This window comes from Streptomyces sp. GQ60, assembly GCF_059758875.1.
Window position 1 is genome coordinate 382,678 of the sequence record NZ_JCAXEG010000004.1, and the last position, 23,086, is coordinate 405,763.

The window sequence follows — 23,086 nt, forward strand, 5'->3', positions numbered from 1 at the left end:
GGGGACCGCGGCACGAACAGCATCCTAGCGGGTTCCGGCGGGGGATCGCACACGTCTATTTCGCGCCCGCGGACCGTGGCGCCCCCGGCGCGGCCGCACCCGGGCGTGCCTTTCGCCGTAACTCCGCACGGCGGAGGGTCTTCGGGCATGTACCCTACGTGTCGCACCGACGGGGTGTGGCGCAGCTTGGTAGCGCGTCCGCTTTGGGAGCGGAAGGTCGTCGGTTCGAATCCGGCCACCCCGACCAGCAGGAGGATCGCGCGATCCTCCTCGGAGACCGCGTCGATGATCGCGTTGTGGGCTGATTGCCGCTTGCGGCTACTATGCAAGCTGCGTGCCCGTGTGTCTGATGTACCGGGCCCGATCCGCTGAGAACCGCTAGACCGCGGCGATGAGCAGAGACCCCCAGCAGTCAGCCACAAGGAGACCGAACCGTGAAGAGCGCCGTGGAGACCCTGAACCCGACTCGGGTTCGGTTCACTGTTGAGGTGCCCTTCGAGGAGCTCAAGGACAGCCTCGACGCGGCCTACAAGAAGATCAACCAGCAGGTCACGGTGAAGGGCTTCCGCAAGGGCAAGATCCCGGCCCGCGTCATCGACCAGCGCTTCGGCCGCGGTGCGGTGCTGGAGGAGGCCGTCAACGACGCCCTCCCGAAGTTCTACACCGAGGCCGTCAACGAGGCCGACCTGAACCCGCTGGGCCAGCCCGACGTCGACATCACGGAGCTGAAGGACGGCGAACTGCTGGCCTTCACCGCCGAGGTCGACATCCGTCCCGCGATCGAGATCCCGGACTACTCCGGCATCGAGGTCACCGTGGACGCCGTCGAGGTCTCGGACGAGGACGTCGAGAAGTCGGTCGAGCAGCTGCGCGGCCGTTTCGCGTCCACCAAGGACGTCGAGCGCGCGGCGGAGGACGGCGACGTCGTCACCATCGACCTCGAGGCCAAGGTCGACGGCGAGGTGCTGGAGGACGGTGTCGCCCAGGACGTCTCCTACACCATCGGCTCGGGCGAGCTTCTCGAAGGCATCGACGAGGCCGTCAAGGGCCTGGAGGCCGGTGGCGAGGCCACCTTCACCTCCCAGCTGAAGGGCGGCTCCGCCGAGGGCAAGGACGCCGAGGTCACCGTCAAGGTCACCAAGGTCTCCGCCCGTGAGCTGCCGGAGCTGGACGACGAGTTCGCCGGCATGGCGAGCGAGTTCGACACCCTCGACGAGCTGAAGGCCGACAGCCGCAAGCGCCTCGAGAACATGAAGCAGTACGACCAGGCCACGCAGGCCCAGGAGCGCGTCCTGGAGAAGCTGCTGGAGCTCGTGGAGGTCCCGATCCCCGAGAAGCTCCTCGCGGACGAGGTCCAGACCCGCAAGCACAACCTCGAGCACCACCAGCTCGGCCAGATGGGCCTCACCATCGAGAAGTACCTGGAGATCCAGGGCAAGACGGTCGAGGAGTTCGACGCCGAGACCGCCGAGCAGGCGATCAAGGGCATCAAGACCCAGTTCGTCCTCGACGAGCTGGTCAACAAGGAGAAGCTGAACGTGAACCAGGAGGAGCTCACCGAGCACCTCATGCGTCGCGCCGCCTCCTCCGGCATGTCCCCCGACCAGTTCGCCCAGGCCGTCGTCGAGGGTGGCCAGGTTCCGATGCTCGTCGGCGAGGTCGCCCGCGGCAAGGCCCTCGCGGCCGTCGTCGAGGCCGCCAAGGTCACCGACACCAACGGTGAGGTCGTCGACCTCTCCGACGACGAGGACGAGCTCGAGACGGCTGCCGAGACCGTCGAGAACGCGGTCGAGGCCGACGGCGAGATCGCGGCCGACGAAGCCAAGTAACAGCCGGGGCCACCCCCGCTGAGCAGCACCAGAGCACGGCCCGGAGGGCCCGTACGCCATCGCGTCCGGGCCCTTCGGCCTTCCCGCGGAAGGCCTCCCGGAGACCCTCTGTGAGGGGGCTCTGACCTTGCGCTCCGAGCGAACAGTTCGGGAAGCGGGATGGCGTTGTCCTAGCTGCGCGTTAGGGTCCATGAATACGAGGGCACGGGAGTACCCGACGTCGGCGGACATCGTCCGCACGGCAGGTCCGCGCCCCAGAACGAGACGCTGAGACGGCACATGGCCGTCGGAGACGAGCAGGTGGATACGTGACGAATCTGAAGCCTTACGCCGCGGGTGAGCCGTCCATCGGTGGCGGCCTCGGCGACCATGTCTACAACCGGCTGCTCGGCGAGCGCATCATCTTCCTCGGCCAGCAGGTCGACGACGACATCGCCAACAAGATCACCGCGCAGCTCCTGCTCCTGGCCGCCGAGCCGGAGAAGGACATCTACCTGTACATCAACAGCCCCGGTGGCTCGGTGACGGCCGGCATGGCGGTCTACGACACCATGCAGTACATCCCGAACGACGTCGTCACCATCGGCATGGGCATGGCGGCCTCCATGGGCCAGTTCCTGCTCACCGGCGGCACCCCGGGCAAGCGCTTCGCGCTCCCGAACACCGACATCCTGATGCACCAGGGCTCCGCCGGCATCGGCGGCACCGCCTCGGACATCAAGATCCAGGCCCAGTACCTGCTGCGCACGAAGCAGCGCATGGCTGAGATCACCGCGCACCACTCCGGCCAGACGGTGGAGACGATCATCCGCGACGGCGACCGCGACCGCTGGTACACGGCGGAAGAGGCCAAGGCATACGGCCTCATCGACGAGATCATCTCCGCCGCGTCGCTGGTCCCGGGCGGCGGCGGCACCGGGGCCTGATCCCGGCCCCGGCGTACGGGATCCCGCAGGGGAGCTCGTACGCCCGCCCGCACCAGGCAAGCCTCAGCCCGCAGAACGCCACCAGGACGGTGAACACCCAGATGCACATGAACAACCTCTCTCCCGCGAGCGGCCTCTACACCGGCGCGCCGGTGGACAACCGCTACGTCATCCCGCGCTTCGTGGAGCGCACCTCGCAGGGCGTCCGCGAGTACGACCCGTACGCGAAGCTCTTCGAGGAGCGCATCATCTTCCTCGGCGTGCAGATCGACGACGCCTCCGCCAACGACGTCATGGCGCAGCTCCTGTGCCTGGAGTCGATGGACCCGGACCGCGACATCTACCTGTACATCAACAGCCCCGGCGGCTCCTTCACCGCGCTGACGGCGATCTACGACACCATGCAGTTCGTGAAGCCGGACATCTCGACGGTCTGCATGGGCCAGGCGGCCTCCGCCGCCGCGGTCCTGCTCGCCGCCGGCGCGCCCGGCAAGCGCATGGCGCTGCCGAACGCCCGCGTGCTGATCCACCAGCCCTCGGGCGGTACCGGCCGCGAGCAGCTCTCCGATCTGGAGATCGCGGCCAACGAGATCCTGCGCATGCGCGACCAGCTGGAGACCATGCTGGCCACGCACTCCTCGACGCCGATCGAGAAGATCCGCGACGACATCGAGCGCGACAAGATCCTGACGGCTCAGGACGCGCTGGCGTACGGCCTGATCGACCAGGTCGTCGCGACCCGCAAGACTTCGAACTGATCCTTGCCGCCAGTTGACGCGGGCACCTCGCCGGATTGGGCGATGTGAACCACGTCAAGGGGGCCCCGCACGGGGCCCCCGGCAAGGTACCGTCGGATATGAGGCACCAGGAGCGCTGAACCAGGCGTCTCCCAGGCGAAGGGGAAGCACCTCGTGGCACGCATCGGTGACGGCGGCGACCTGCTCAAGTGCTCGTTCTGCGGAAAGAGCCAGAAGCAGGTGAAGAAGCTCATCGCGGGACCCGGTGTGTACATCTGCGACGAGTGCATCGACCTCTGCAACGAGATCATCGAAGAGGAACTCGCGGAGACCTCCGAGGTCCGCTGGGAAGAACTTCCCAAGCCCCGTGAGATCTACGAGTTCCTGGAGAGCTACGTCGTCGGCCAGGAGCCGGCGAAGAAGGCGCTCTCCGTCGCGGTATACAACCACTACAAGCGCGTCCAGGCCGGTGAGAACGGCGGCGCGCAGGGCAAGGACGACGCGATCGAACTCGCGAAGTCCAACATCCTCCTGCTCGGCCCCACGGGCTCGGGCAAGACGCTGCTGGCCCAGACGCTCGCCCGCATGCTCAACGTTCCGTTCGCCATCGCGGACGCGACGGCGCTCACGGAGGCCGGGTACGTCGGCGAGGACGTCGAGAACATCCTGCTCAAGCTGATCCAGGCGGCCGACTACGACGTCAAGAAGGCCGAAACCGGGATCATCTACATCGACGAGATCGACAAGGTCGCCCGCAAGAGCGAGAACCCGTCGATCACGCGCGACGTGAGCGGTGAGGGCGTGCAGCAGGCCCTCCTGAAGATCCTGGAAGGCACCACCGCTTCCGTGCCGCCGCAGGGCGGCCGCAAGCACCCGCACCAGGAATTCATCCAGATCGACACGACGAACGTGCTGTTCATCGTGGGCGGCGCCTTCTCCGGCCTGGAGCGGATCATCGAATCCCGCGCCGGCGCCAAGGGCATCGGCTTCGGGGCGACCATCCGCTCGAAGCGCGAAATCGAGGCGAGCAACCAGTTCCAGGAGGTCATGCCGGAGGACCTGGTGAAGTTCGGGATGATCCCCGAGTTCATCGGCCGTCTGCCCGTCATCACCTCCGTGCACAACCTGGACCGCGAGGCCCTGCTCCAGATCCTCATCGAGCCGCGCAACGCCCTGGTGAAGCAGTACCAGCGGCTGTTCGAACTCGACGGCGTCGAGCTGGACTTCGAGCGCGAGGCCCTCGAAGCCATCGCGGACCAGGCGATCCTCCGCCAGACCGGCGCGCGCGGCCTGCGCGCCATCATGGAAGAGGTCCTGATGTCGGTGATGTACGAGGTCCCGTCCCGCAAGGACGTGGCCCGCGTGGTCATCACCTCGGACGTCGTCCGCTCCAACGTCAACCCGACGCTGGTCCCGCGGATCGTCCCGAAGGACCAGGGCCCGCACGAGAAGTCGGCGTAACAGGCAGTCGATGCACGTTTGGGGGGCGCCCGGAAGCTCGGGGCGCCCCCCAACGCATTCAAGGCAACTCTGGCCGACATTAGGACGCGTGTTCGACGACTTCTGGTGCGGTGGTCATTCCCTGGAGTAGACCTGTCTCAGCATCGCGTGGGGCCCCGTGGGTTACAGCAACTGTTACTTCGGCCTGCTCGACATAGGAGTTAAAGACCCCTATGCCGCCAACGCGTGTGTGCGGGCACAGTGGTGATACGGCCGCGGTCGGCACGGCATCACTGCCCGCCGACCGCCGGCCTGATCACGCCTTGACGCGGGCAGTGTTGTAGACCTTTGCCGTGAGTGCGGCGGTCTGTTCCAGGGTGTAGCCCGGCTTGCCGGCCAGCACCGAGGCCAGGTCCGTCGCGCTGACTACGCTCAAGGTGCTGTAGTCACCCCAGATGCAGACCGGCAGCGTGAACTCCTTCGGTCCCTTGGCCGTGGTGCTCGTGCCCGATGAGGTGAACTTCATCTCCTGGCACTTCATTACCGCCCCCTTGAAGCCCGACGGGGTCATCGCCTCGGGGTGGCCGATCAGCTCCACCGAAGTGGACTTGTCCTTGCTGGCGTTGAGCTTGGCCGTGGCGAAGTAGGCATCTACGGCCTTCTCCGGGTCGGCGATCTCGCCGTAGAGACCAGAGAAGTTCAGAGCCTTCGCCGTCAGGGGGTTGCTCGGGTCGCCGGCCTGGTACTGCTGAGCCACCTTGGTGGGGTTCTTGACGCCGACGGCCTCGGCTTCCGACTTGTCCTTGTCGGAGAGGGGTGTGTCCTTGTATTTGGGGTCCTTCTTGAAGTCATCCACCGTCTCCGGGGCGACCAGCTTGTAACCCTTGGTGTCGGCTGAGATCGAGCCCGAGGCGCCGCCCCCCTGCGTGAAGTACCAGCCGCCGCCGCCGATCACGGCCACCGCCAAGACCACCGCGATGATCACGCCGGCCTTCGACTTCTTCTGCTGCGGGGGCATCCCGCCGCCGTACGGAGGCTGCTGCTGGTAGCCGCCGTACGGGGCCTGCTGGGGGAAGCCGGGCTGCTGCTGCGGCGGGTAACCCTGCTGCGGAACTCCCTGGGGGGCCTGCTGCGGGTACCCGTAGCCGGGCTGCGCGCCGGGCTGCTGTCCGTAAGGTCCGGGCTGCTGCGGCTGCTGTCCGTAGGGTCCGGGCTGCTGCGGCTGCTGCCCGTAAGGCCCCGGCTGTTGCGGCTGCTGGCCCCCGTACGGCCCCGGCTGGTTGTAGCTCATCCCGCGTCCCCCCATGAGGTTGTTTATGCGTCCCACACATCCTGGCGGAAGCCGGAGGCGCTCAGGGCGCCGGGTCCTGGGAAAGCCGGTTTCATGACTGGACTGTTACCGCTCTAAACTGTGCCCCGTGACCGAGAACACGCAGACACCCAGCAGCCCCTACTCCGAACTGCCGACTTCGTACGCGCCGGCCGATGTAGAGGGGAAGCTCTACGAGCGCTGGGTAGAGCGTGGGTACTTCGAGGCGGACGAGAAGAGCGACAAGCCTCCCTTCGCCATCGTCATCCCGCCGCCGAACGTCACCGGAAGCCTCCACCTGGGGCACGCCTTCGAGCACACGCTGATCGACGCCATCACCCGCCGCAAGCGCATGCAGGGCTACGAGACCCTGTGGCAGCCCGGCATGGACCACGCGGGCATCGCCACCCAGAACGTCGTCGAGCGCGAGCTCGCCAAGGAGGGCAAGTCCCGCCACGACCTGGGCCGTGAGGCCTTCGTCGAGCGCGTCTGGCAGTGGAAGGGCGAGTCCGGCGGCCAGATCTCCGGCCAGATGCGCCGGCTCGGTGACGGCGTCGACTGGACGCGCGAGCGGTTCACCATGGACGAGGGCCTGTCCGAGGCCGTCCAGACCATCTTCAAGAAGCTCTACGACGACGAGCTGATCTACCGGGCCGAGCGCATCATCAACTGGTGCCCCCGCTGCCTCACCGCGATCTCCGACATCGAGGTCGAGTACCAGGACGACGAGGGCGAGCTCGTCTCCATCCGCTACGGCGAGGGCGACGCCTCCATCGTCGTCGCGACGACCCGCGCCGAGACGATGCTGGGCGACACGGCCGTCGCCGTCCACCCCGAAGACGAGCGCTACAAGCACCTCGTCGGCACCGAGATCGAGCTGCCGCTCACCGGCCGCCGCATCCCGGTCGTCGCCGACGAGCACGTCGACCCCGAATTCGGCACCGGCGCCGTCAAGGTGACCCCGGCGCACGACCCGAACGACTTCGAGATCGGTCAGCGCCACGGCCTGCCCAACCTCGCCGTCATGGACGAGCACGCGGTCATCACCGTCCACGGCCCCTTCCTGGGCCTGGACCGGCTGGAGGCCCGTTCCGCCATCGTCGCCGCGCTGCGCGCCGAGGGCCGGATCGTCGCCGAGAAGCGCCCGTACACGCACTCCGTCGGTCACTGCTCGCGCTGCAAGACCACGATCGAGCCCCGCCTGTCGCTCCAGTGGTGGGTCAAGGTCGGACCGCTCGCCAAGGCCGCCGGTGACGCGGTCCGCGACGGCCAGGTCAAGATCCACCCGCAGGAGATGGAGAAGCGCTACTTCGACTGGGTCGACAACCTCCACGACTGGTGCATCTCGCGCCAGCTCTGGTGGGGCCACCGCATCCCCGTCTGGTACGGACCGAACGGCGAGATCGTCTGCGTCGGCCCCGACGAGCAGCCGCCGACCGGCGAGGGCTGGACCCAGGACACGGACGTCCTGGACACCTGGTTCTCCTCCGGCCTGTGGCCGTTCTCCACGCTCGGCTGGCCGCAGCAGACCGACAGCCTGGCGAAGTTCTACCCGAACGCCGTCCTGGTCACGGGCTACGACATCCTCTTCTTCTGGGTCGCCCGGATGATGATGTTCGGCCTGTACGCGATGGACGGCACCCCGCCGTTCCACACCATCGCCCTGCACGGCATGGTCCGCGACGAGCGCGGCAAGAAGATGTCGAAGTCCTTCGGCAACGCGGTCAACCCGCTGGACTGGATGGACAAGTACGGCTCCGACGCGGTCCGCTTCACCCTGGCGCGCGGCGCCAACCCGGGTGTCGACGTCCCGATCGGCGAGGACTGGGTCCAGGCCTCCAGCAAGTTCGCCAACAAGATCTGGAACGCCACCCGCTTCGCGATGATGAACGGGGCCACGATCGAGGGCGAACTGCCGTCGGTCGAGGAGATGTCGGCGACCGACCGCTGGATCCTGTCCCGGCTGAACGAGACGGTCGCGCAGGCCGACGCCTTCTACGAGGACTACCAGTTCTCGAAGCTCAGCGAGGCGCTCTACCACTTCGCGTGGGACGAGGTCTTCGACTGGTACGTCGAGCTGTCGAAGACGACCTTCTTCGCGGGCGGCGAGCCGGCCAAGGCCTCCGCGCGGGTCCTCGGCGAGGTCCTCGACGTCATGCTGCGCCTGCTGCACCCGGTGGTCCCCTTCGTCACCGAGACCCTGTGGACCACGCTGACCGGCGGCGAGTCCCTCGTGATCGCGGACTGGCCGAAGGCTGTGTCCGTTCCCGGGGCCGACGCCCCGGGCGGCTTCCGCGACGCGGCCGCCGAGGCCGAGATCGAGGGCGTCCAGGCCCTGGTCCGCGAGGTCCGCCGGTTCCGCAAGGAGCAGGGCCTCGACGACAAGCAGAAGGTCCCGGCCCGCCTGGACCTGTCCGCCACCACGCTGGCAGCCCACGAGGCCGCCATCCGCCAGGTGCTGCGCCTCCAGCCCGAGGGCGACGCCTTCAGCGCCACCGCGACCCTGCCGGTCGCCGGCGCCACCGTCGCGCTCGACCTGTCGGGCACCATCGACATCCCGGCGGAGCGCAAGCGGCTGAGCAAGGACCTGGCCGCCGCCGAGAAGGAGAAGCAGCAGGCCGAGGCGAAGCTCGGGAACGAGGCGTTCATCGCCAAGGCCCCCGACAACGTCGTGGACAAGATCAAGGGCCGGCTGTCCAAGGCCGAGGCGGACATCACCCGCCTCCAGGCCCAGCTCCAGGCGCTCCCCGAGGCCTGACGGCGCCCGTAGGACGCAAGCGAAGGCCCCCACGCCGTCGGTCGACGCGGGGGCCTTCGCGGTATCTGTTCCCCGCCAGGGGGCCGGCGTCACAGCAACCGGGTACCGAACCTCGTCAGGATGAGCACCGCGACCACGCCGTACGCGGCCAGCGGCACCAGCCAGTGCGGGATCGCCCGCAGCCGGGAGCCGGCCGGCGCCAGGTGGCGGGTGACGTACCAGAACAGCGGGATCATCACCGCCCAGACGACCATGCACCACGGGCACAGCGCCCCGATCACGTACAGGCACTGGCTGATCAGCCACACGGTGAAGGCGAACCCGGCCGCGATCCCGGCCCACAGTCCGCGCCACAGCCACCGGGGGAGCAGTGCCCCGGCGACCAGGGCCGTGCCCAGCCCGGCGAGGGCCGCGAAGCCGGCGAGGCCGAGCAGCATGTTGGGGAAGCCGAGCAGGTTGCCCTGCCAGGTGGTCATCACGTCGCCGCAGCTCAGTACCGCGTTGACGTTGCAGCCCGGCGTGAAGAGCGGGTCCTCCAGGGTGTGGATGCGGTCGTAGGTGAGGACGCCGGACGCCAGGGTGCCGATGAGGCCGCCGATCAGCAGGAGCAGGGCGGTGCCCCGTTGGGCGGTCGTTCCCCGTTGGGTGGTCATTCTCCCGACGCTACGAACGTCCGAGCGGCCTCGGGTAGAGCGGAAGGCCCCAGGGCGCAAGGACCTCCGGCCTGTCCGAAGTGCCCTAAATCACGTGTTCTCGCGTCCGGGCGGCCCGGCTCCGAGGGTGCCGAGCACGGATGATGGAGGGCATGCACGTCAAGTCCGCCCTCTCGGCGCCCCACCGGCTCCTGGCCTTCGGCCGCCGGCTCGCGCAGGGCTGGGCCGGTTCGCCGCGGGCGATGGACGTGCTCGCGGCCCTCAGCTGCCTGGGCCTGATGGCGCTCGACCTGCCGGGCCTGGCGGCCGCCGACAACTCCTTGAGCGGCCCCGCCGCGGCGGTCGTCCTGGCGCTCGGCTGCTCCACCCTGCTGGTGCGGCGCCGGCTGCCCTGGGTCTCGTACCTCGCCGCGCTGCTCTTCCTCGGCTGGCTGCACGAGCTGACCCTGATCCAGTTCGCGCTGTACTCCGTGGGCCGCTTCCGGGGGCGCCGGGCCGGCGTCCTCGCCACCCTCGGCTACCTCGTCTTCGCGGTGTGCCTGTTCTGCTGCTGGCCGGGCTGGCCGCTGTCCCGGGCCGAGACCCTCAGCTCCTTCCTCAGCCTGCTCGTGCCCATCGGGGTGCTCGCCTCGGCCGTGGGCATCGCCGCCTACCGCCACGACCTCGTGCGCGAGCTCGACACCCGGCGCGCCGAGTCCGCCGTCCTGCAGGCCGTCCAGCAGGAGCGGACCTCGGTCGCCCGCGACGTCCACGACTTCGTCGGACGCGAGCTGACCCTGCTCACGGTCCGCTCCGAGGTGCTGTCGATGCGCTCGCGCGAGACGGCGTACGCGAAGGACTTCGAGGAGCTCGCCGACACCGCCCGCCGGGCCCACCTGGTGCTCAACGAGATCATCGTGCAGCGCGGGGAGCGGGCGGCGACCCCGGGCGTGGACGGGCTGGCGGCGCTCGCGGAGGAGAGCGGGCGCGCGGGTTCGCCCGTACGCCTCGCCCTGGATCCCGCCGTGCACGGGCTCTCGCCGCTGCGCCAGGCGGCGGTCTACCGAGTGGTGCAGGAATGCCTGACCAACGCCGCCAAGCACGCGCGCGGCGAGACCATCGAGGTGTCCATCGCGGCCGACGGGCCGCAGCTGCGGATAGCCGTCCGCAACGGGCTGGCGCAGCGCAAGCCGACCAGGGCCCCCGTCTCGGCCGGCTCGGGCACGGCGAGCATGTCCGAGCGCGTGCGCAGCCTGGGCGGCACCCTGACGGCGATGCGCACGGAGGACGCGTACGAGGTCCTCGCGACCCTCCCGAAGGGCTGAGCCCACCGGGCCTGCCGCCGGGCCTCCCGCCGGGCCGCTCACCGGGGGCGCTCCCGCCGGCCCTCCCGCCCCGTCGGCGCCCCGCCGGCTAGGCCGTCTCTTTCGGATCTTGCCGTCAGGCCCGCGTCGTTCGGTGCCGTGCCTCGCCGCGCTGCCGGGGCTCGCGCGTACTGGACGTACTCGGGTGCCCCGGCAGTGCGGCGAGGTGCGGTGCCGGGCGGCGCGGGCCAGGCAAGATCCGAAAGAGCCGGCCTAGGCCCTCGCCGGTGCCAGCAGGCTGCTGAGCGCGTCCATGTCCTCCACGCAGCGGCCCGAGCCCAGGGCCACGCAGTCCAGCGGGTCGTCCGCGACGAAGACCGGGATCCCCGTCGAGGAGGCCATCCGCAGGTCCAAACCGGGCAGCAGCGCGCCGCCGCCGGTCAGGACGATGCCGTGCTCCATGACGTCGCCGGACAACTCGGGCGGGCACTCCTCCAGGGTGGTGCGGACCGCCGCGATGATCGCCCCGACGGGCTCGTCGAGGGCGGCCCGAACGTCGCGGGCGGCGAGCCGGAGCGTCTGCGGCATGCCGCCGACCTTCTCGCGGCCCCGCACCGTGAAGGTGGCGGTCTCCAGCTCCGGCCGGTCCGGCACCGGCCATGCCGAGCCGATGGCGATCTTGACGTCCTCGGCGGTGCGGTCGCCGATGAGCAGGGAGTGCTCCTTGCGGACGTGGTCGGTGATCGCCGCGTCCATGCGGTCCCCGGCGACCCGCAGCGACTGCGAGGTGACGATGCCGCCCAGCGAGATGACGGCGACCTCGGACGTACCGCCGCCGATGTCGACGACCATCGAGCCGCGCGGTTCGGACACCGGAAGCCCGGCCCCGATCGCCGCGGCCATCGGTTCCTCGATCAGGTGCACGGTCTTGGCGCCGGCCCGGGTGGAGGCGTGGATGATGGCCCGCCGCTCCACCTGGGTGACCCCGGACGGTACGCAGATCACCATGCGGGTGCGCACCCGGCGGCCGGGGACGGCCTTGCGGACGAAGTGCCGGATCATCTCCTCGGCGGCCTCGTAGTCGCAGATCACGCCGTCCTTGAGGGGGCGGATCGCGGTGATGGAGCCGGGAGTGCGGCCGATGGTCTCCTTGGCCTCGGTACCGACGGCCAGCGCGGTGGTGGTGCCCGCCCTGACGGCCACCACGGACGGCTCATTGAGGACGATGCCGTGCCCCCGTGCGTAGACGAGGGTGTTGGCGGTCCCCAGGTCCATTCCTATGTCGCGGCTGGAAGCCGTCTTGTCGGGCCCGGCCTTTTCGGTGCGCGCCTGCGGCATTTGTTCCCCAATCTCCTGTCCGCAAGGCTTGCATAACGATCCGGTCGCACCGGCCGCCGAAGGTCCTGATGCGACCGGGCCGAAAGTCCTCCCGGCCTTCGTCCGTAGACTGGGTCCCGTGAGTGAGCAGCAGCCCGAGAGCCACGATGACAGCTTCGACGCCTTCGACCAGATCGTGGCGGAAGAGTCCGACCGCGACCCCGACCTGGCGGTGATCGAGGCGGGCAGCCGCACCCTGCGCGCGCAGGCCGGTCCGCCCCAGGGCGACCCGGTGCCCGACGAGCCCGCCGACCCCGAGGTGGCCAAGGCGCTGCGGGAGGTGGAGCAGGAGCTGGCCGGCCGCTGGGGCGAGACCAAGCTGGAGCCGTCCGTCACGCGGATCGCCGCGCTGATGGACGTCCTGGGCGAGCCGCAGCGCGCGTACCCCTCCATCCACGTCACGGGCACCAACGGCAAGACGAGCACCTCCCGCATGATCGAGGCGCTGCTGAACGCCTTCGAGCTGCGCACCGGCCGCTACACCAGCCCGCACGTGACCTCGGTGACCGAACGGATCAGCCTGGACGGGGCGCCGATCAGCGCCGAGCGGTTCGTCGAGACCTACCACGACATCAAGCCGTACGTGGACATGGTGGACACCGCCGAGGAGTTCCGGCTGTCCTTCTTCGAGGTGCTCACCGGCATGGCCTACGCGGCCTTCGCGGACGCTCCCGTGGACGCGGCCGTGATCGAGGTGGGCATGGGCGGCACCTGGGACGCCACCAACGTGATCGACGGCGCGGTCGCCGTGGTCACCCCGATCAGCCTGGACCACACGGACCGGCTCGGCTCCACCACCGGCGAGATCGCCCAGGAGAAGGGCGGCATCATCAAGCAGGGCGCCACCGTGATCCTGGCGCAGCAGCCGGTGGACGCGGCGCAGGTCCTGCTCAAGAAGGCCGTGGAGGTCGACGCGACCGTGGCCCGCGCGGGCATGGAGTTCGGCGTCGTCACCCGCGAGGTCGCGGTGGGCGGGCAGCAGCTGACGCTGCGCGGGCTGGGCGGCGAGTACGACGGGATCTTCCTGCCGCTGTACGGCGCCCACATGGCGCAGAACGCTGCGGTGGCACTGGCGGCGGTCGAGGCCTTCTTCGGGATCGGCGCCGACCACGCGCGGGCCCTGGACGTGGAGACCGTCCGGAAGGCCTTCGCCTCGGTGACCTCGCCCGGCCGCATGGAGGTCGTGCGGCGCAGCCCGACGGTGGTCCTGGACGCGGCGCACAACCCGGCCGGGGCGCGGGTCACGGCGGAGGCGGTGACCGAGGCCTTCGGCTTCAGCCGGCTGGTCGGGGTCGTGGGCGCGAGCGAGGGCAAGGACGCGCGCGGGGTCTTCGAGGCCTTCGAGCCGATCTTCGCGGAGGTCGTGATCACGGAGAACACCAGTCATCGGGCGATGGCCGCCGACGACCTGGCGGCCATCGCGGTCGAGGTCTTCGGCGCCGACCGGGTGCAGGTGGAGCCGCGGCTGGACGACGCCCTGGAGGCGGCGATCACGCTGGCGGAGGAAGAGGCGGAGTACGGAGGGGCCGGGGTCCTGGTGACCGGGTCCGTGATCACGGTGGGCGAGGCCCGCCTGCTGCTGAAGAGGGGCTGAGGGATGCGCACGCTGTGTGCTTCGACGCTGATCGCCGAGTTCTTCGTGATCGGCTTCGCCGGGCTGGTCGCGATGAAGGGTGACCTGAGCCAGGTCACGGTCTGGACGGTCTGCGGGATCGCGATGCTGGTGTCGGTCCTGCTGTGCGGGATGCTCTCGCGTCCCGGGGCCGTCCAGATCGGCTGGGCCCTGCAGATCGGGCTCGTGCTCAGCGGCTTCGTCGTCCCGATGATGTTCATCCTGGGCGTGGTGTTCGCGGCCCTGTGGTGGTGCTCGATCCGATACGGCCGCCGCATCGACGAGATCAAGGCCGGCTGGGCCGCGCAGGCGGAGGCAGCCGCCCCCACCGAGGCGTAGCCCCGTCGAGGGGCCGCGGGCCGGGAAGGCCCCGTACGGCGGGGAAGGCCCCGTACGGCGGGGGCCCGGGCCCCTGTAGCCTCGTCGGACCGCACCCGTATGCCGCAAGGAGTTACCCACATGACCCAGCGCACCCTCGTCCTCCTCAAGCCCGACGCCGTCCGTCGCGGCCTGATCGGCGAGATCGTCGGCCGCATCGAGCGGAAGGCCGGCTGGACCATTCCCGCGCTGGAGCTGCGCACGCTGGACCAGGAGACCCTGGAAGCGCACTACGGCGAGCACAAGGGCAAGGTTTTCTACGAGCCCCTCATGGGCTTCATGGCGAGCGGCCCGGTCGTGGCCCTGGTCGTCGAAGGGGAGCGCGTGATCGAGGGTGTCCGCCAGTTGGCCGGACCCACTGACCCGATTGCCGCCGCGCCCGGCTCCATCCGGGGCGACTTCGGTACCGTCACCCGGGAGAACCTGATCCACGCCTCGGACTCCGAGGAGTCCGCGGAGCGGGAGCTGAAGCTGTTCTTCCCGGCGCTGTGATCACTCTTTTCTGACGCAACATCAGCCGAATAGCGCTCATGACCTGGGGCGACCGAAGTAATTTCGGTCGCCCTGCGGTATTACCGGGCATATTCGGGAACGCATGGACAGGACGCGACGTCACCACTATGGGGGCGGGTATCCGTTCCGGCGGGCTTGCCGGAGTCCCGTCGCGCGGTCTCCGTACTCGCGGCACTACGATGGGGCCTCCACCCACACACCCACCTCGCCGACCTGACAGCAGCCGCTATCAACTGGAAGGCCAGACGCTCCTCATGGGGAACAAGGGGAACAACATGTCGTTCATCGGCCGTGACATGGCGATCGACCTCGGGACCGCCAACACGCTGGTGTACGTGAGGGGCCGGGGAATCGTCCTGAACGAGCCGTCCGTGGTCGCCATCAACACGAACACCGGTGGCATCCTGGCGGTCGGCTCCGAAGCCAAGAAGATGATCGGGCGCACGCCCGGCAACATCGTCGCCGTGCGGCCCCTCAAGGACGGCGTGATCGCCGACTTCGAGATCACCGAGCGGATGCTCCGGTACTTCATCCTCAAGATCCACAAGCGCCGTTACCTGGCCCGGCCGCGCGTCGTGGTCTGCGTGCCCTCCGGCATCACGGGAGTGGAGCGCCGCGCCGTCATCGAGGCGTCCACGCAGGCCGGTGCCCGTCAGGTGCACATCATCGAGGAGCCGATGGCCGCCGCCATCGGTGCGGGCCTGCCCGTCCACGAGGCCACCGGCAACATGGTCGTGGACATCGGCGGCGGCACCACCGAGGTGGCCGTCATCTCCCTCGGCGGAATCGTCACGGCACAGTCCATCCGGGTGGCCGGCGACGAGCTCGACAACGCGATCATCCAGCACATCAAGAAGGAGTACTCCCTCCTCCTCGGTGAGCGGACCGCCGAGCAGATCAAGATCACCATCGGGTCGGCCTACGACCTCGACAAGGACGAGCACACCGAGATCCGCGGCCGCGACCTGGTCTCGGGCCTGCCCAAGACCGTCGTGATCTCGGCCGCGGAGGTCCGCAAGGCGATCGAGGAGCCGGTCAACGCGATCGTCGACGCCGTCAAGACCACCCTCGACAAGTGCCCGCCGGAGCTCTCCGGCGACATCATGGACCGCGGCATCGTCCTCACCGGAGGCGGCGCCCTGCTGCGCGGCCTCGACGAGCGGCTGCGCCGCGAGACGGGCATGCCGATCCACATCGCCGAGGACCCGCTCGACTCCGTCGCGCTCGGATCCGGCAAGTGCGTAGAGGAGTTCGAGGCGCTCCAGCAGGTCCTGGACGCCCAGCCGCGGCGCTGATCCGGCCCGCCGCGTGACGGTGGAACACAAATGATCCGCCGTACGGGTGCTACCGGGCCCGTGCGGCGGATCGTTGATATACAGGCAAGGTCCGGTGCGAGCCCCGGCTCCACCGGAGCGGCTTCGCCGCACGTCCCGGTGCGAGCACCGGCTCCACCGGAGCGGCTTCGCCGCACGTCCCGGTGCGAGCACCGGCTCCACCGGAGCGGCTTCGCCGCACGTAACTACGAGGAAGGCACGGCCGCCGCACGTGAGGGACACACGAGAAAGCCGGCTGCTCCTGGTGCTTCTGATCGCCATCGCGTTCGCTTTGATCACGGTGGACATCAGGACGGGTGAGGAGTCTCCGGTCGACGGTGCCCGACAGGCCGCCGCAGCGGTCTTCGGACCCGTCGAAAAGGGCGTGGCGAAAGGCGTCGACCCGGTCGCCAACGCCATAGGGGCGGTACGGGACTCCGGCGAGCGGCACAACCGCATCGCGACGCTGGAGCGCGAGAACACGGCGCTCAAGGCCAAGCTGGGCAGCGACGACCAGACCCGCAGCCGGATCCGCGAGCTCGACGAGATGCTCAAGCGGGCCGGCGCCGGCCAGTACGGGATCAAGGGCGCCGAGGTCATCGCCATAGGAGCGGCCCAGGGCTTCTCCTGGACCGTGACCATCGACGCGGGCAGCAAGGACGGCATCGAGCGCGACATGACCGTCCTCAACGGGGACGGACTCGTCGGCCGCGTCGCCACCGTCGGCCCCGACACCGCCACCGTGGTCCTCGCCAACGACCCCGACTTCACCGTCGGCACCCGCCTGGAGAAGACCGGCGAACTCGGCTTCGCCACCGGTCAGGGCGACCGGGAGCTCTCCGTGCAGATGCTCAACGGCAAGGCCAAGATCAACACCGGCGACCGTCTCGTCACCTTCGGCTCGCGCGGCAACAAGCCCTTCGTGCCCGGCGTCCCGATCGGCGAGGTGATCAAGGTCGACCCCTCGCGCGGCGACCTGACCCGGACCATCTGGGTCCGGCCCTTCGTCGGCTTCTCCCGCCTGGACATCGTCGGCGTCGTGGTGATGCCCCCGCGCGAGGACCCGCGCGACGCGGTCCTGCCGCCCAAGCCCGAAGCGCCCAAGCCCACCCCGACGGTCACCGTCACGGTCACCCCGTCGCCCGGCGCGTCCGCGTCCGGCAAGCCGGCCGAGGACTAGGAGCCGAACATCATGCGTTTCAACCGGATCCTGCTCTCGGGCACGCTCATCGTGGTCGCCCTCGTCGTCCAGGTCTCCATCCTGGGCCGTCTCCAACTCCCCGGAGCCGTCCCCGACCTGGTCCTGCTCACCGTCGTCGCCCTCGCACTCGTGTACGGGTGCGTCAGCGGCGCCCTCATCGGCTTCGCCGCCGGACTCCTCACCGACCTGGCCCCGCCCGCCGACCACGCCGCCGGCCGCTACGCGCTCGTGCTGTGCGTCATCGGCTACGTCGCCGGCCTGGTCCGCCCGGACACCGGGCGGTTCCGCTCCGCCTGGGGCCCGATGCTCACCGTCGTCGGCGCCGCCTTCGCCTCCACCCTGCTCTACGCGGGCGTCGGCGCCCTGGTCGGCGACACCGCCGCCCGCCACGTCGGCATGACCGGACTGCTGTTCACCGCGGTCCTCTACGACTTGCTGCTCGCCCCCTTCACCGTGCCGTTCATCATGGCCCTGGCCCGCCGCGCGGAGAACGACCCGATGGCCGTCGAGGCCAACGGCGGCCCGCCCGCGGGCAAGGACATCGCCTCCGGCTGGCTGGCCGGCGGCACCGGGCTGCGGATCGGCAGCCAGCGCGGCGGCCTGCGGATGAAGACCGCCCGCAGCCGGGCCAACCGGGCCGGCCGGATAAAGGGCGTCAAGGGAATCAAGGGTGTGAAGAGCGTCAAGAAGCTGTGAGGGAGGAGTCCACGTGACCAACATTCCGGAGACCGGCCGTACCTCCCGGGTGCAGATCCGGCTCGTCATCATCCAGGTCCTCGTCTGCTCGATGTTCCTCACCCTCGGCGGCCGCCTCTGGTACCTCCAGATCCGCAACGGCGCGGAGTACTACCACGAGGCGAAGAGCAACCACGTCCAGCGGGTCGTCCAGCCCGCCGTGCGCGGGACGATCCTCGACGCCCGGGGCGTCGCCCTCGCCGACAACGAGACCCGCCTGGTCGTCTCCACCAGCCGCACCGCGCTGATGAAGATGAAGGACCGCGGCAAGGCGGTCATGACCCGCCTCGCGGGAGTCCTGGACATGACCCCCAAGGAGGTCATGGAGAAGGTCCGCCTCTGCGACTCCCAGACCCCCGCGCCCTGCTGGAACGGCTCCCCGTACCAGCCGATTCCGATCACCCTCGACGCCACCACGCAGCAGGCCCTGCAGCTGCGCGAACGCCCCGAGGAGTTCCCGGGCATCACCGCCGAGCCCACCGCCGTCCGCCGCTACCCGGCCCCCGGCGGGGCCCGTACCTCCCAGGTGCTCGGCTACCTCTCGCCGGTCACCGACGACGAGATCCAGAAGGCCAAGGACACCGACTCGCCGCACCTGCGCTCCGACCAGGTCGGCCGCTCCGGGATCGAGCGCACCTACGACAAGTACCTGCGCGGCAAGGCGATGGTCACCTCCTACGAGGTGGACAACCTCGGCCGGGTCATGCACCAGACCGAGTCCGACCCGGGCGTGCCCGGATCCACCCTCGTCACCAGCATCGACGCCCGGGTCCAGTCCGTCGCCGAGTACGAGCTCCAGCAGGCGATGAAGACGGTCCGCCAGGAGACCGACAAGATCACCGGCCGCAAGTACGAGGCCGACTCGGGCGCCGTCGTCGTCATGGAGACCAAGACCGGCCGGGTCGTCGCGATGGCCTCCCAGCCCGACTACGACCCCAACGCCTGGGTCGGCGGCATCGCCGCCAAGGACTACGCCAAGCTCACCAGCGAGGGCTCCAACTACCCGCTGCTCAACCGGGCCATCCAGGGCCAGGCCCCCGCCGGCTCCATCTTCAAGGTGGTGTCGGCGAGCGCGGCCGTCCGGGCCGGATACGCCTTCGACGAGAAGTACAACTGCAGCGCCTCCTACAGCATGGGCAACCGGAGCTTCGCGAACTTCGAGTCCAAGGGGCACGGCCCCATCACCCTCGGCGAAGCCCTCAAGTTCTCCTGCAACACCGTCTTCTACGCCCTCGGGCACAAGGAGTGGCAGCGAGACGGCGGCCTCAAGCCCAAGAAGGACGCCCACGACTGGTTCTACCGGACCGCCCGCGAGTTCGGCCTCGGCTCCGAGACCGGGATCGACCTGCCGAACGAGGTGACCGGCCGCATCCCCGACCGCGGCTGGAAGAAGGGGTTCTGGGCGGCCAACAAGGACTCCTGGTGCAAGCAGGGCAAGAAGGGCGGCACCTACGTCGAGCAGATCGCCTACGAAAGCTGCCTCGAAGGCAACCAGCTCAAGGCGTTCGACAGCATCAACTTCGCCATCGGCCAGGGCGACGTCCTCGTCACCCCCATCCAGATGGCCACCGCCTACTCCGCCATCAGCAACGGCGGCACCCTCTTCGACCCCACCGTCGGCAAGGCCGTGATCAGCGCCGACGGCAAGCACGTTCAGATGATCAAGCCCAAGTCGCACGGCAGGCTGCCGATCGACGCCAAGACCGTAAAGGACCTAGACAAGGGCCTGCGCATGGTCGTCGAGCCCGGCGGCACCGCTGCCTGGCGCTTCGGCGGCTGGCCGCTCGACAAGATCCCGATGCGGGCCAAGACCGGCACCGCCCAGGTCTACGGCAAGCAGACCACCTCGTGGCTGGCGACCTACACCGACGACTTCACCATCGTCATGACCATCTCCCAGGGCGGCACCGGCTCCGGAGCCTCCGGCCCCGCCGTCCGCAACATCTACAACGCCATCTACGGCCTCGACATGGCGGGCAACCAGGACGTCAAGAAGGCGCTCCTGCTGGGACCCGAGACCAAACTGCCCCGGATCCGCCCCGACGGCGGCATCGATTCCCCCGAGATCCGGCCGTACGTACCCCCGTCCCCGGAAGAACTGGCGCCGCCCGCGCTGGCCGGCCCGCAAGCCCAGCGCCCCGCGCAGCACGACTGAGTACCGAGGACCGACATGCAGACCGCCAACAAATTCTCCGTGGCCCGGTACGCGCCGGAACAGCGGGGAGCGATGGCCAAGCTCACCGCCCGAGACTCCGTGGTGCGCCGGCTCGACTGGCCGATACTCCTCTCGGCTCTCGCCCTCTCCCTCATCGGCGCCCTGCTGGTGTGGTCGGCGACCCGCAACCGGACCTCGCTGAACAACGGGGACCCGTACTACTTCCTCTTCCGGCACGCCATGAACACCGGCATCGGCCTCGTGCTGATGATCGGCACCATCTGGCTCGGCCACCGCACCCTGCGCGGCGCCGTACCGATCCTGTACGGGCTCTCCCTCGTGCTGATCCTCGCCGTGCTCACCCCGCTCGGCGCCACCATCAACGGAGCCCACGCCTGGATCGTCGTCGGCGGCGGCTTCTCGCTCCAGCCCTCCGAGTTCGTGAAGATCACGATCATCCTGGTGATGGCGATGCTGCTGGCCACCCGGGTGGACGCGGGCGACCTGGCCCACCCCGACCACCGCACGGTCGTCAAGGCGCTCTGCCTGGCCGCCGCCCCGATGGGCATCATCATGCTGATGCCCGACCTCGGCTCCGTCATGGTCATGGTCGTCATCGTGCTCGGCGTCCTGCTCGCCTCGGGCGCCTCCAACCGCTGGGTGCTGGGCCTGCTCGGCTCGGGCGTCGGCGGGGCCGTCCTGATCTGGCAGCTCGGCATCCTCGACGAGTACCAGATCAACCGCTTCGCCGCCTTCGCCAACCCCGAGCTCGACCCCGCGGGCGTCGGCTACAACACCAACCAGGCGCGCATCGCCATCGGCTCCGGCGGCCTGACCGGCTCCGGGCTCTTCAAGGGCTCGCAGACCACCGGCCAGTTCGTCCCCGAGCAGCAGACCGACTTCGTCTTCACGGTGGCGGGGGAGGAGCTGGGCTTCGTCGGAGCCGGGCTGATCCTGGTGCTGCTCGGCGTCATCCTGTGGCGCGCCTGCATGATCGCCCGCGAGACGACCGAGCTCTACGGGACGATCGTCTGCGCCGGGATCATCGCCTGGTTCGCCTTCCAGTCCTTCGAGAACATCGGCATGACCCTCGGGATCATGCCCGTGGCCGGCCTTCCACTGCCGTTCGTGTCCTACGGAGGATCCTCGATGTTCGCCGTGTGGGTGGCCGTCGGACTGCTGCAGTCGATCAGGGTGCAGCGGCCGATGTCGGCTTGATCGACCGGTTCCCGGGCCGGTTTTCCGCCGCACCCGCCGTTTCCCTTCCCGCCGTCTTCCGTTCAGGGCTACGTTCGATCCATGGCGGACACGAAGCGCGAGATCGAGCGCAAATTCGAGTTCAGGAACACCAAGGCCGGACGGCGCGGGGTCCCGGACCTGACGGGCACGGCCGCCATCGCGGCCGTCACCGACCAGGGCACGGCCGAGCTCGACGCGGTCTACTACGACACCCCCGACCAGCGGCTCGCCTCCGACGGGCTCACCCTGCGCCGCCGGACCGGCGGCAAGGACGCCGGCTGGCACCTCAAACTGCCCGTCGCCCCCGGCGTCCGGGACGAGATCACCGCCCCCCTCGGCGACACCGTCCCGGACGCGCTGACCGTGCTGCTGCGCTCCCGCGTCCGGGACACCCCGCTGGAACCGCAGGTCAGGCTCCTGTCCTCGCGCAAGGTCAGCCACCTGCTCGACGCCGACGGAGCCCTCCTCGCGGAGCTGTCCACGGACGCGGTACGGGCCGAGCGCGCGGACGCCACCGCCGCCTGGACCGAGGTGGAGGTGGAGCTCGCCGACGGGGTCGACCCGGCGCTGCTCGACGCCGTGGAGAAGACCTTCCGCAAGGCCGGCCTCCGGGTCAGCGACGCCCCCTCGAAGCTCGCCCGGGCGCTGGCCGAGACCGGCGGGGAACCCCCGGCCCGGACGGCCGGCGCCGGTCCCGCCGAGGACACGGCGGGCGCGCACGTGCTCGCGTACCTGCGCGAACAGCGCGACGCCCTCGTCGCCCAGGACCCCGCCGTCCGCCGGGGCCTTCCAGACTCCGTCCACCAGATGCGGGTCGCGACCCGGCGGCTGCGCAGCGCCTTCAAGACCTGCCGCCGGTTCCTGGACCCCGCCGAGACCGGCCCGGTCGGCGAGGAGCTGCGCTGGCTCGCCGCCGAGCTCGGGGTCGACCGCGACCAGGAGGTGCTGCTGGAGCGGATCCAGACCCGGCTCGACGAACTCCCGCGCACCCTGGTGCTCGGCCCGGTCCGCGGCCGCCTCAAGATCTGGAACACCACCCGTCGCACCGGTTCGCGCCGCACGGCGCTGGCCGCGCTCGACAGCAGGCGCTACGTGGCCCTGCTGAACGCCCTCGACGACCTGCTCGCCGACCCGCCCCTCGGCAAGGCCGCCGACCGGCCCGCCGAGACGGTCCTGCCCGCAGCTGTCCTGCGGGACTACGAACGCCTCGCCGGCCGGATCGAGGGCGCCCTGTCCATGGACCCGGGCGAAGACCGCGACCTGGCCCTGCACGAGGCCCGCAAGGCCGCGAAGCGCGCCCGGTACGCGGCCGATGCGGCGGCCCCGGCCCTCGGCAAACCCGCGCGCAAGCTGGCCAAGTCGATGAAGGCTGTCCAGAGCCTGCTCGGAGACCACCAGGACGCGGTCGTCGCCCGTGACGCCCTGCGCGGCCTCGCCGTCCAGGCGGCCGGCGCGGGGGAGTCCTCCTTCACCTGGGGCCTGCTCTACGGCCGCGAGGAGGCGCTGGCCGACCGCCGCGAGCGGGAGCTGCCGCAGGTGTGGGCGGCGGCCGCGGGCCCGGTGGCGGCGGTGCGCGGCTGATCTTGCGGGCGGGGGTGCTCCGGGCCCCGGGGTACGCTTGAGAGTCG

The 23,086-nt window shown here is 69.8% G+C and carries 18 protein-coding genes and 1 tRNA gene; 16 read left to right on the top strand and 3 right to left on the bottom strand.

The genetic code is table 11. The features are described from left to right. Positions 1-170 precede the first annotated feature (170 nt). The 5 genes from AC6CKD_RS13185 to clpX all read left to right on the top strand — a co-directional run bounded on the left by AC6CKD_RS13185 (position 171) and on the right by clpX (position 4,953). Positions 171-247 (top strand) — tRNA-Pro (locus AC6CKD_RS13185). Between the two features lie 187 nt (positions 248-434). Next, positions 435-1,829: a trigger factor gene (gene tig, locus AC6CKD_RS13190; protein WP_498327336.1), complete on the top strand. Its 1,395-nt coding sequence runs from the start codon at positions 435-437 to the stop codon at positions 1,827-1,829. 308 nt (positions 1,830-2,137) lie between these two features. Next, positions 2,138-2,755, top strand: a complete 618-nt coding sequence (locus AC6CKD_RS13195) for an ATP-dependent Clp protease proteolytic subunit (protein WP_250739480.1) — start codon at positions 2,138-2,140, stop codon at positions 2,753-2,755. Positions 2,756-2,862: 107 nt separating this feature from the next. Beyond that, complete coding sequence (locus tag AC6CKD_RS13200; protein WP_498327338.1) at positions 2,863-3,513, top strand: ATP-dependent Clp protease proteolytic subunit; 651 nt, start codon at positions 2,863-2,865, stop codon at positions 3,511-3,513. 153 nt (positions 3,514-3,666) lie between these two features. Beyond that, a complete protein-coding gene (gene clpX, locus AC6CKD_RS13205) occupies positions 3,667-4,953 on the top strand; it encodes an ATP-dependent Clp protease ATP-binding subunit ClpX (RefSeq protein WP_327252747.1) in 1,287 nt (428 codons plus the stop codon). Positions 4,954-5,248: 295 nt separating this feature from the next. On the opposite strand, the gene AC6CKD_RS13210 is transcribed toward clpX, so the two are convergent. Then, positions 5,249-6,223 carry a hypothetical protein gene (locus AC6CKD_RS13210; protein ID WP_498327339.1) on the bottom strand — a complete coding sequence of 325 codons (975 nt, stop codon included), beginning with the start codon at positions 6,221-6,223 and terminating at the stop codon, positions 5,249-5,251. 127 nt (positions 6,224-6,350) lie between these two features. On the opposite strand from AC6CKD_RS13210, the gene AC6CKD_RS13215 reads away from it, so the two are divergent. After that, on the top strand, positions 6,351-8,999 hold the full coding sequence (locus tag AC6CKD_RS13215) for a valine--tRNA ligase (RefSeq protein ID WP_498327340.1): 2,649 nt from the start codon (positions 6,351-6,353) through the stop codon (positions 8,997-8,999). A gap of 89 nt (positions 9,000-9,088) precedes the next feature. Here AC6CKD_RS13215 and AC6CKD_RS13220 read toward each other — a convergent pair whose 3' ends face one another. Continuing rightward, positions 9,089-9,652, bottom strand: coding sequence for a vitamin K epoxide reductase family protein (locus AC6CKD_RS13220; protein ID WP_498327341.1), 564 nt, complete (start codon positions 9,650-9,652; stop codon positions 9,089-9,091). Positions 9,653-9,804: 152 nt separating this feature from the next. Here AC6CKD_RS13220 and AC6CKD_RS13225 point away from each other — a divergent pair, with 152 nt between their 5' ends. Further along, complete coding sequence (locus tag AC6CKD_RS13225; protein ID WP_498327342.1) at positions 9,805-10,956, top strand: sensor histidine kinase; 1,152 nt, start codon at positions 9,805-9,807, stop codon at positions 10,954-10,956. A gap of 252 nt (positions 10,957-11,208) precedes the next feature. On the opposite strand, the gene AC6CKD_RS13230 is transcribed toward AC6CKD_RS13225, so the two are convergent. Then, the gene (locus AC6CKD_RS13230) at positions 11,209-12,273 is read right to left on the bottom strand and encodes a rod shape-determining protein (RefSeq protein WP_498327343.1); all 1,065 of its coding nucleotides are present in this window, start codon (positions 12,271-12,273) and stop codon (positions 11,209-11,211) included. Between the two features lie 118 nt (positions 12,274-12,391). Between AC6CKD_RS13230 and folC the strand changes: the two genes are divergently transcribed. The 9 genes from folC (at position 12,392) to AC6CKD_RS13275 (ending at position 23,039) form a co-directional block, all read left to right on the top strand. Then, positions 12,392-13,906 (top strand): bifunctional tetrahydrofolate synthase/dihydrofolate synthase, encoded by a 1,515-nt coding sequence (gene folC / locus AC6CKD_RS13235; protein ID WP_498327345.1) that lies wholly within the window; start codon positions 12,392-12,394, stop codon positions 13,904-13,906. A gap of 3 nt (positions 13,907-13,909) precedes the next feature. Then, positions 13,910-14,263: a DUF4233 domain-containing protein gene (locus tag AC6CKD_RS13240; RefSeq protein WP_498327347.1), complete on the top strand. Its 354-nt coding sequence runs from the start codon at positions 13,910-13,912 to the stop codon at positions 14,261-14,263. 120 nt (positions 14,264-14,383) lie between these two features. After that, positions 14,384-14,794, top strand: a complete 411-nt coding sequence (gene ndk, locus AC6CKD_RS13245) for a nucleoside-diphosphate kinase (RefSeq protein WP_214950910.1) — start codon at positions 14,384-14,386, stop codon at positions 14,792-14,794. A 296-nt stretch (positions 14,795-15,090) separates the two neighbouring features. After that, positions 15,091-16,110, top strand: coding sequence for a rod shape-determining protein (locus tag AC6CKD_RS13250; RefSeq protein ID WP_069923827.1), 1,020 nt, complete (start codon positions 15,091-15,093; stop codon positions 16,108-16,110). A gap of 250 nt (positions 16,111-16,360) precedes the next feature. Next, positions 16,361-17,308: a rod shape-determining protein MreC gene (gene mreC / locus AC6CKD_RS13255; RefSeq protein WP_498327348.1), complete on the top strand. Its 948-nt coding sequence runs from the start codon at positions 16,361-16,363 to the stop codon at positions 17,306-17,308. Positions 17,309-17,320: 12 nt separating this feature from the next. Then, positions 17,321-18,025: a rod shape-determining protein MreD gene (gene mreD, locus AC6CKD_RS13260; RefSeq protein WP_498327349.1), complete on the top strand. Its 705-nt coding sequence runs from the start codon at positions 17,321-17,323 to the stop codon at positions 18,023-18,025. Positions 18,026-18,038: 13 nt separating this feature from the next. Then, positions 18,039-20,219 (top strand): penicillin-binding protein 2, encoded by a 2,181-nt coding sequence (mrdA, locus tag AC6CKD_RS13265; protein WP_498327350.1) that lies wholly within the window; start codon positions 18,039-18,041, stop codon positions 20,217-20,219. Positions 20,220-20,234: 15 nt separating this feature from the next. Next, positions 20,235-21,437, top strand: a complete 1,203-nt coding sequence (gene rodA / locus AC6CKD_RS13270; RefSeq protein WP_498327352.1) for a rod shape-determining protein RodA — start codon at positions 20,235-20,237, stop codon at positions 21,435-21,437. 81 nt (positions 21,438-21,518) lie between these two features. Further along, positions 21,519-23,039: a CYTH and CHAD domain-containing protein gene (locus tag AC6CKD_RS13275; RefSeq protein WP_498327353.1), complete on the top strand. Its 1,521-nt coding sequence runs from the start codon at positions 21,519-21,521 to the stop codon at positions 23,037-23,039. The last annotated feature ends 47 nt before the right edge of the window (positions 23,040-23,086 follow it).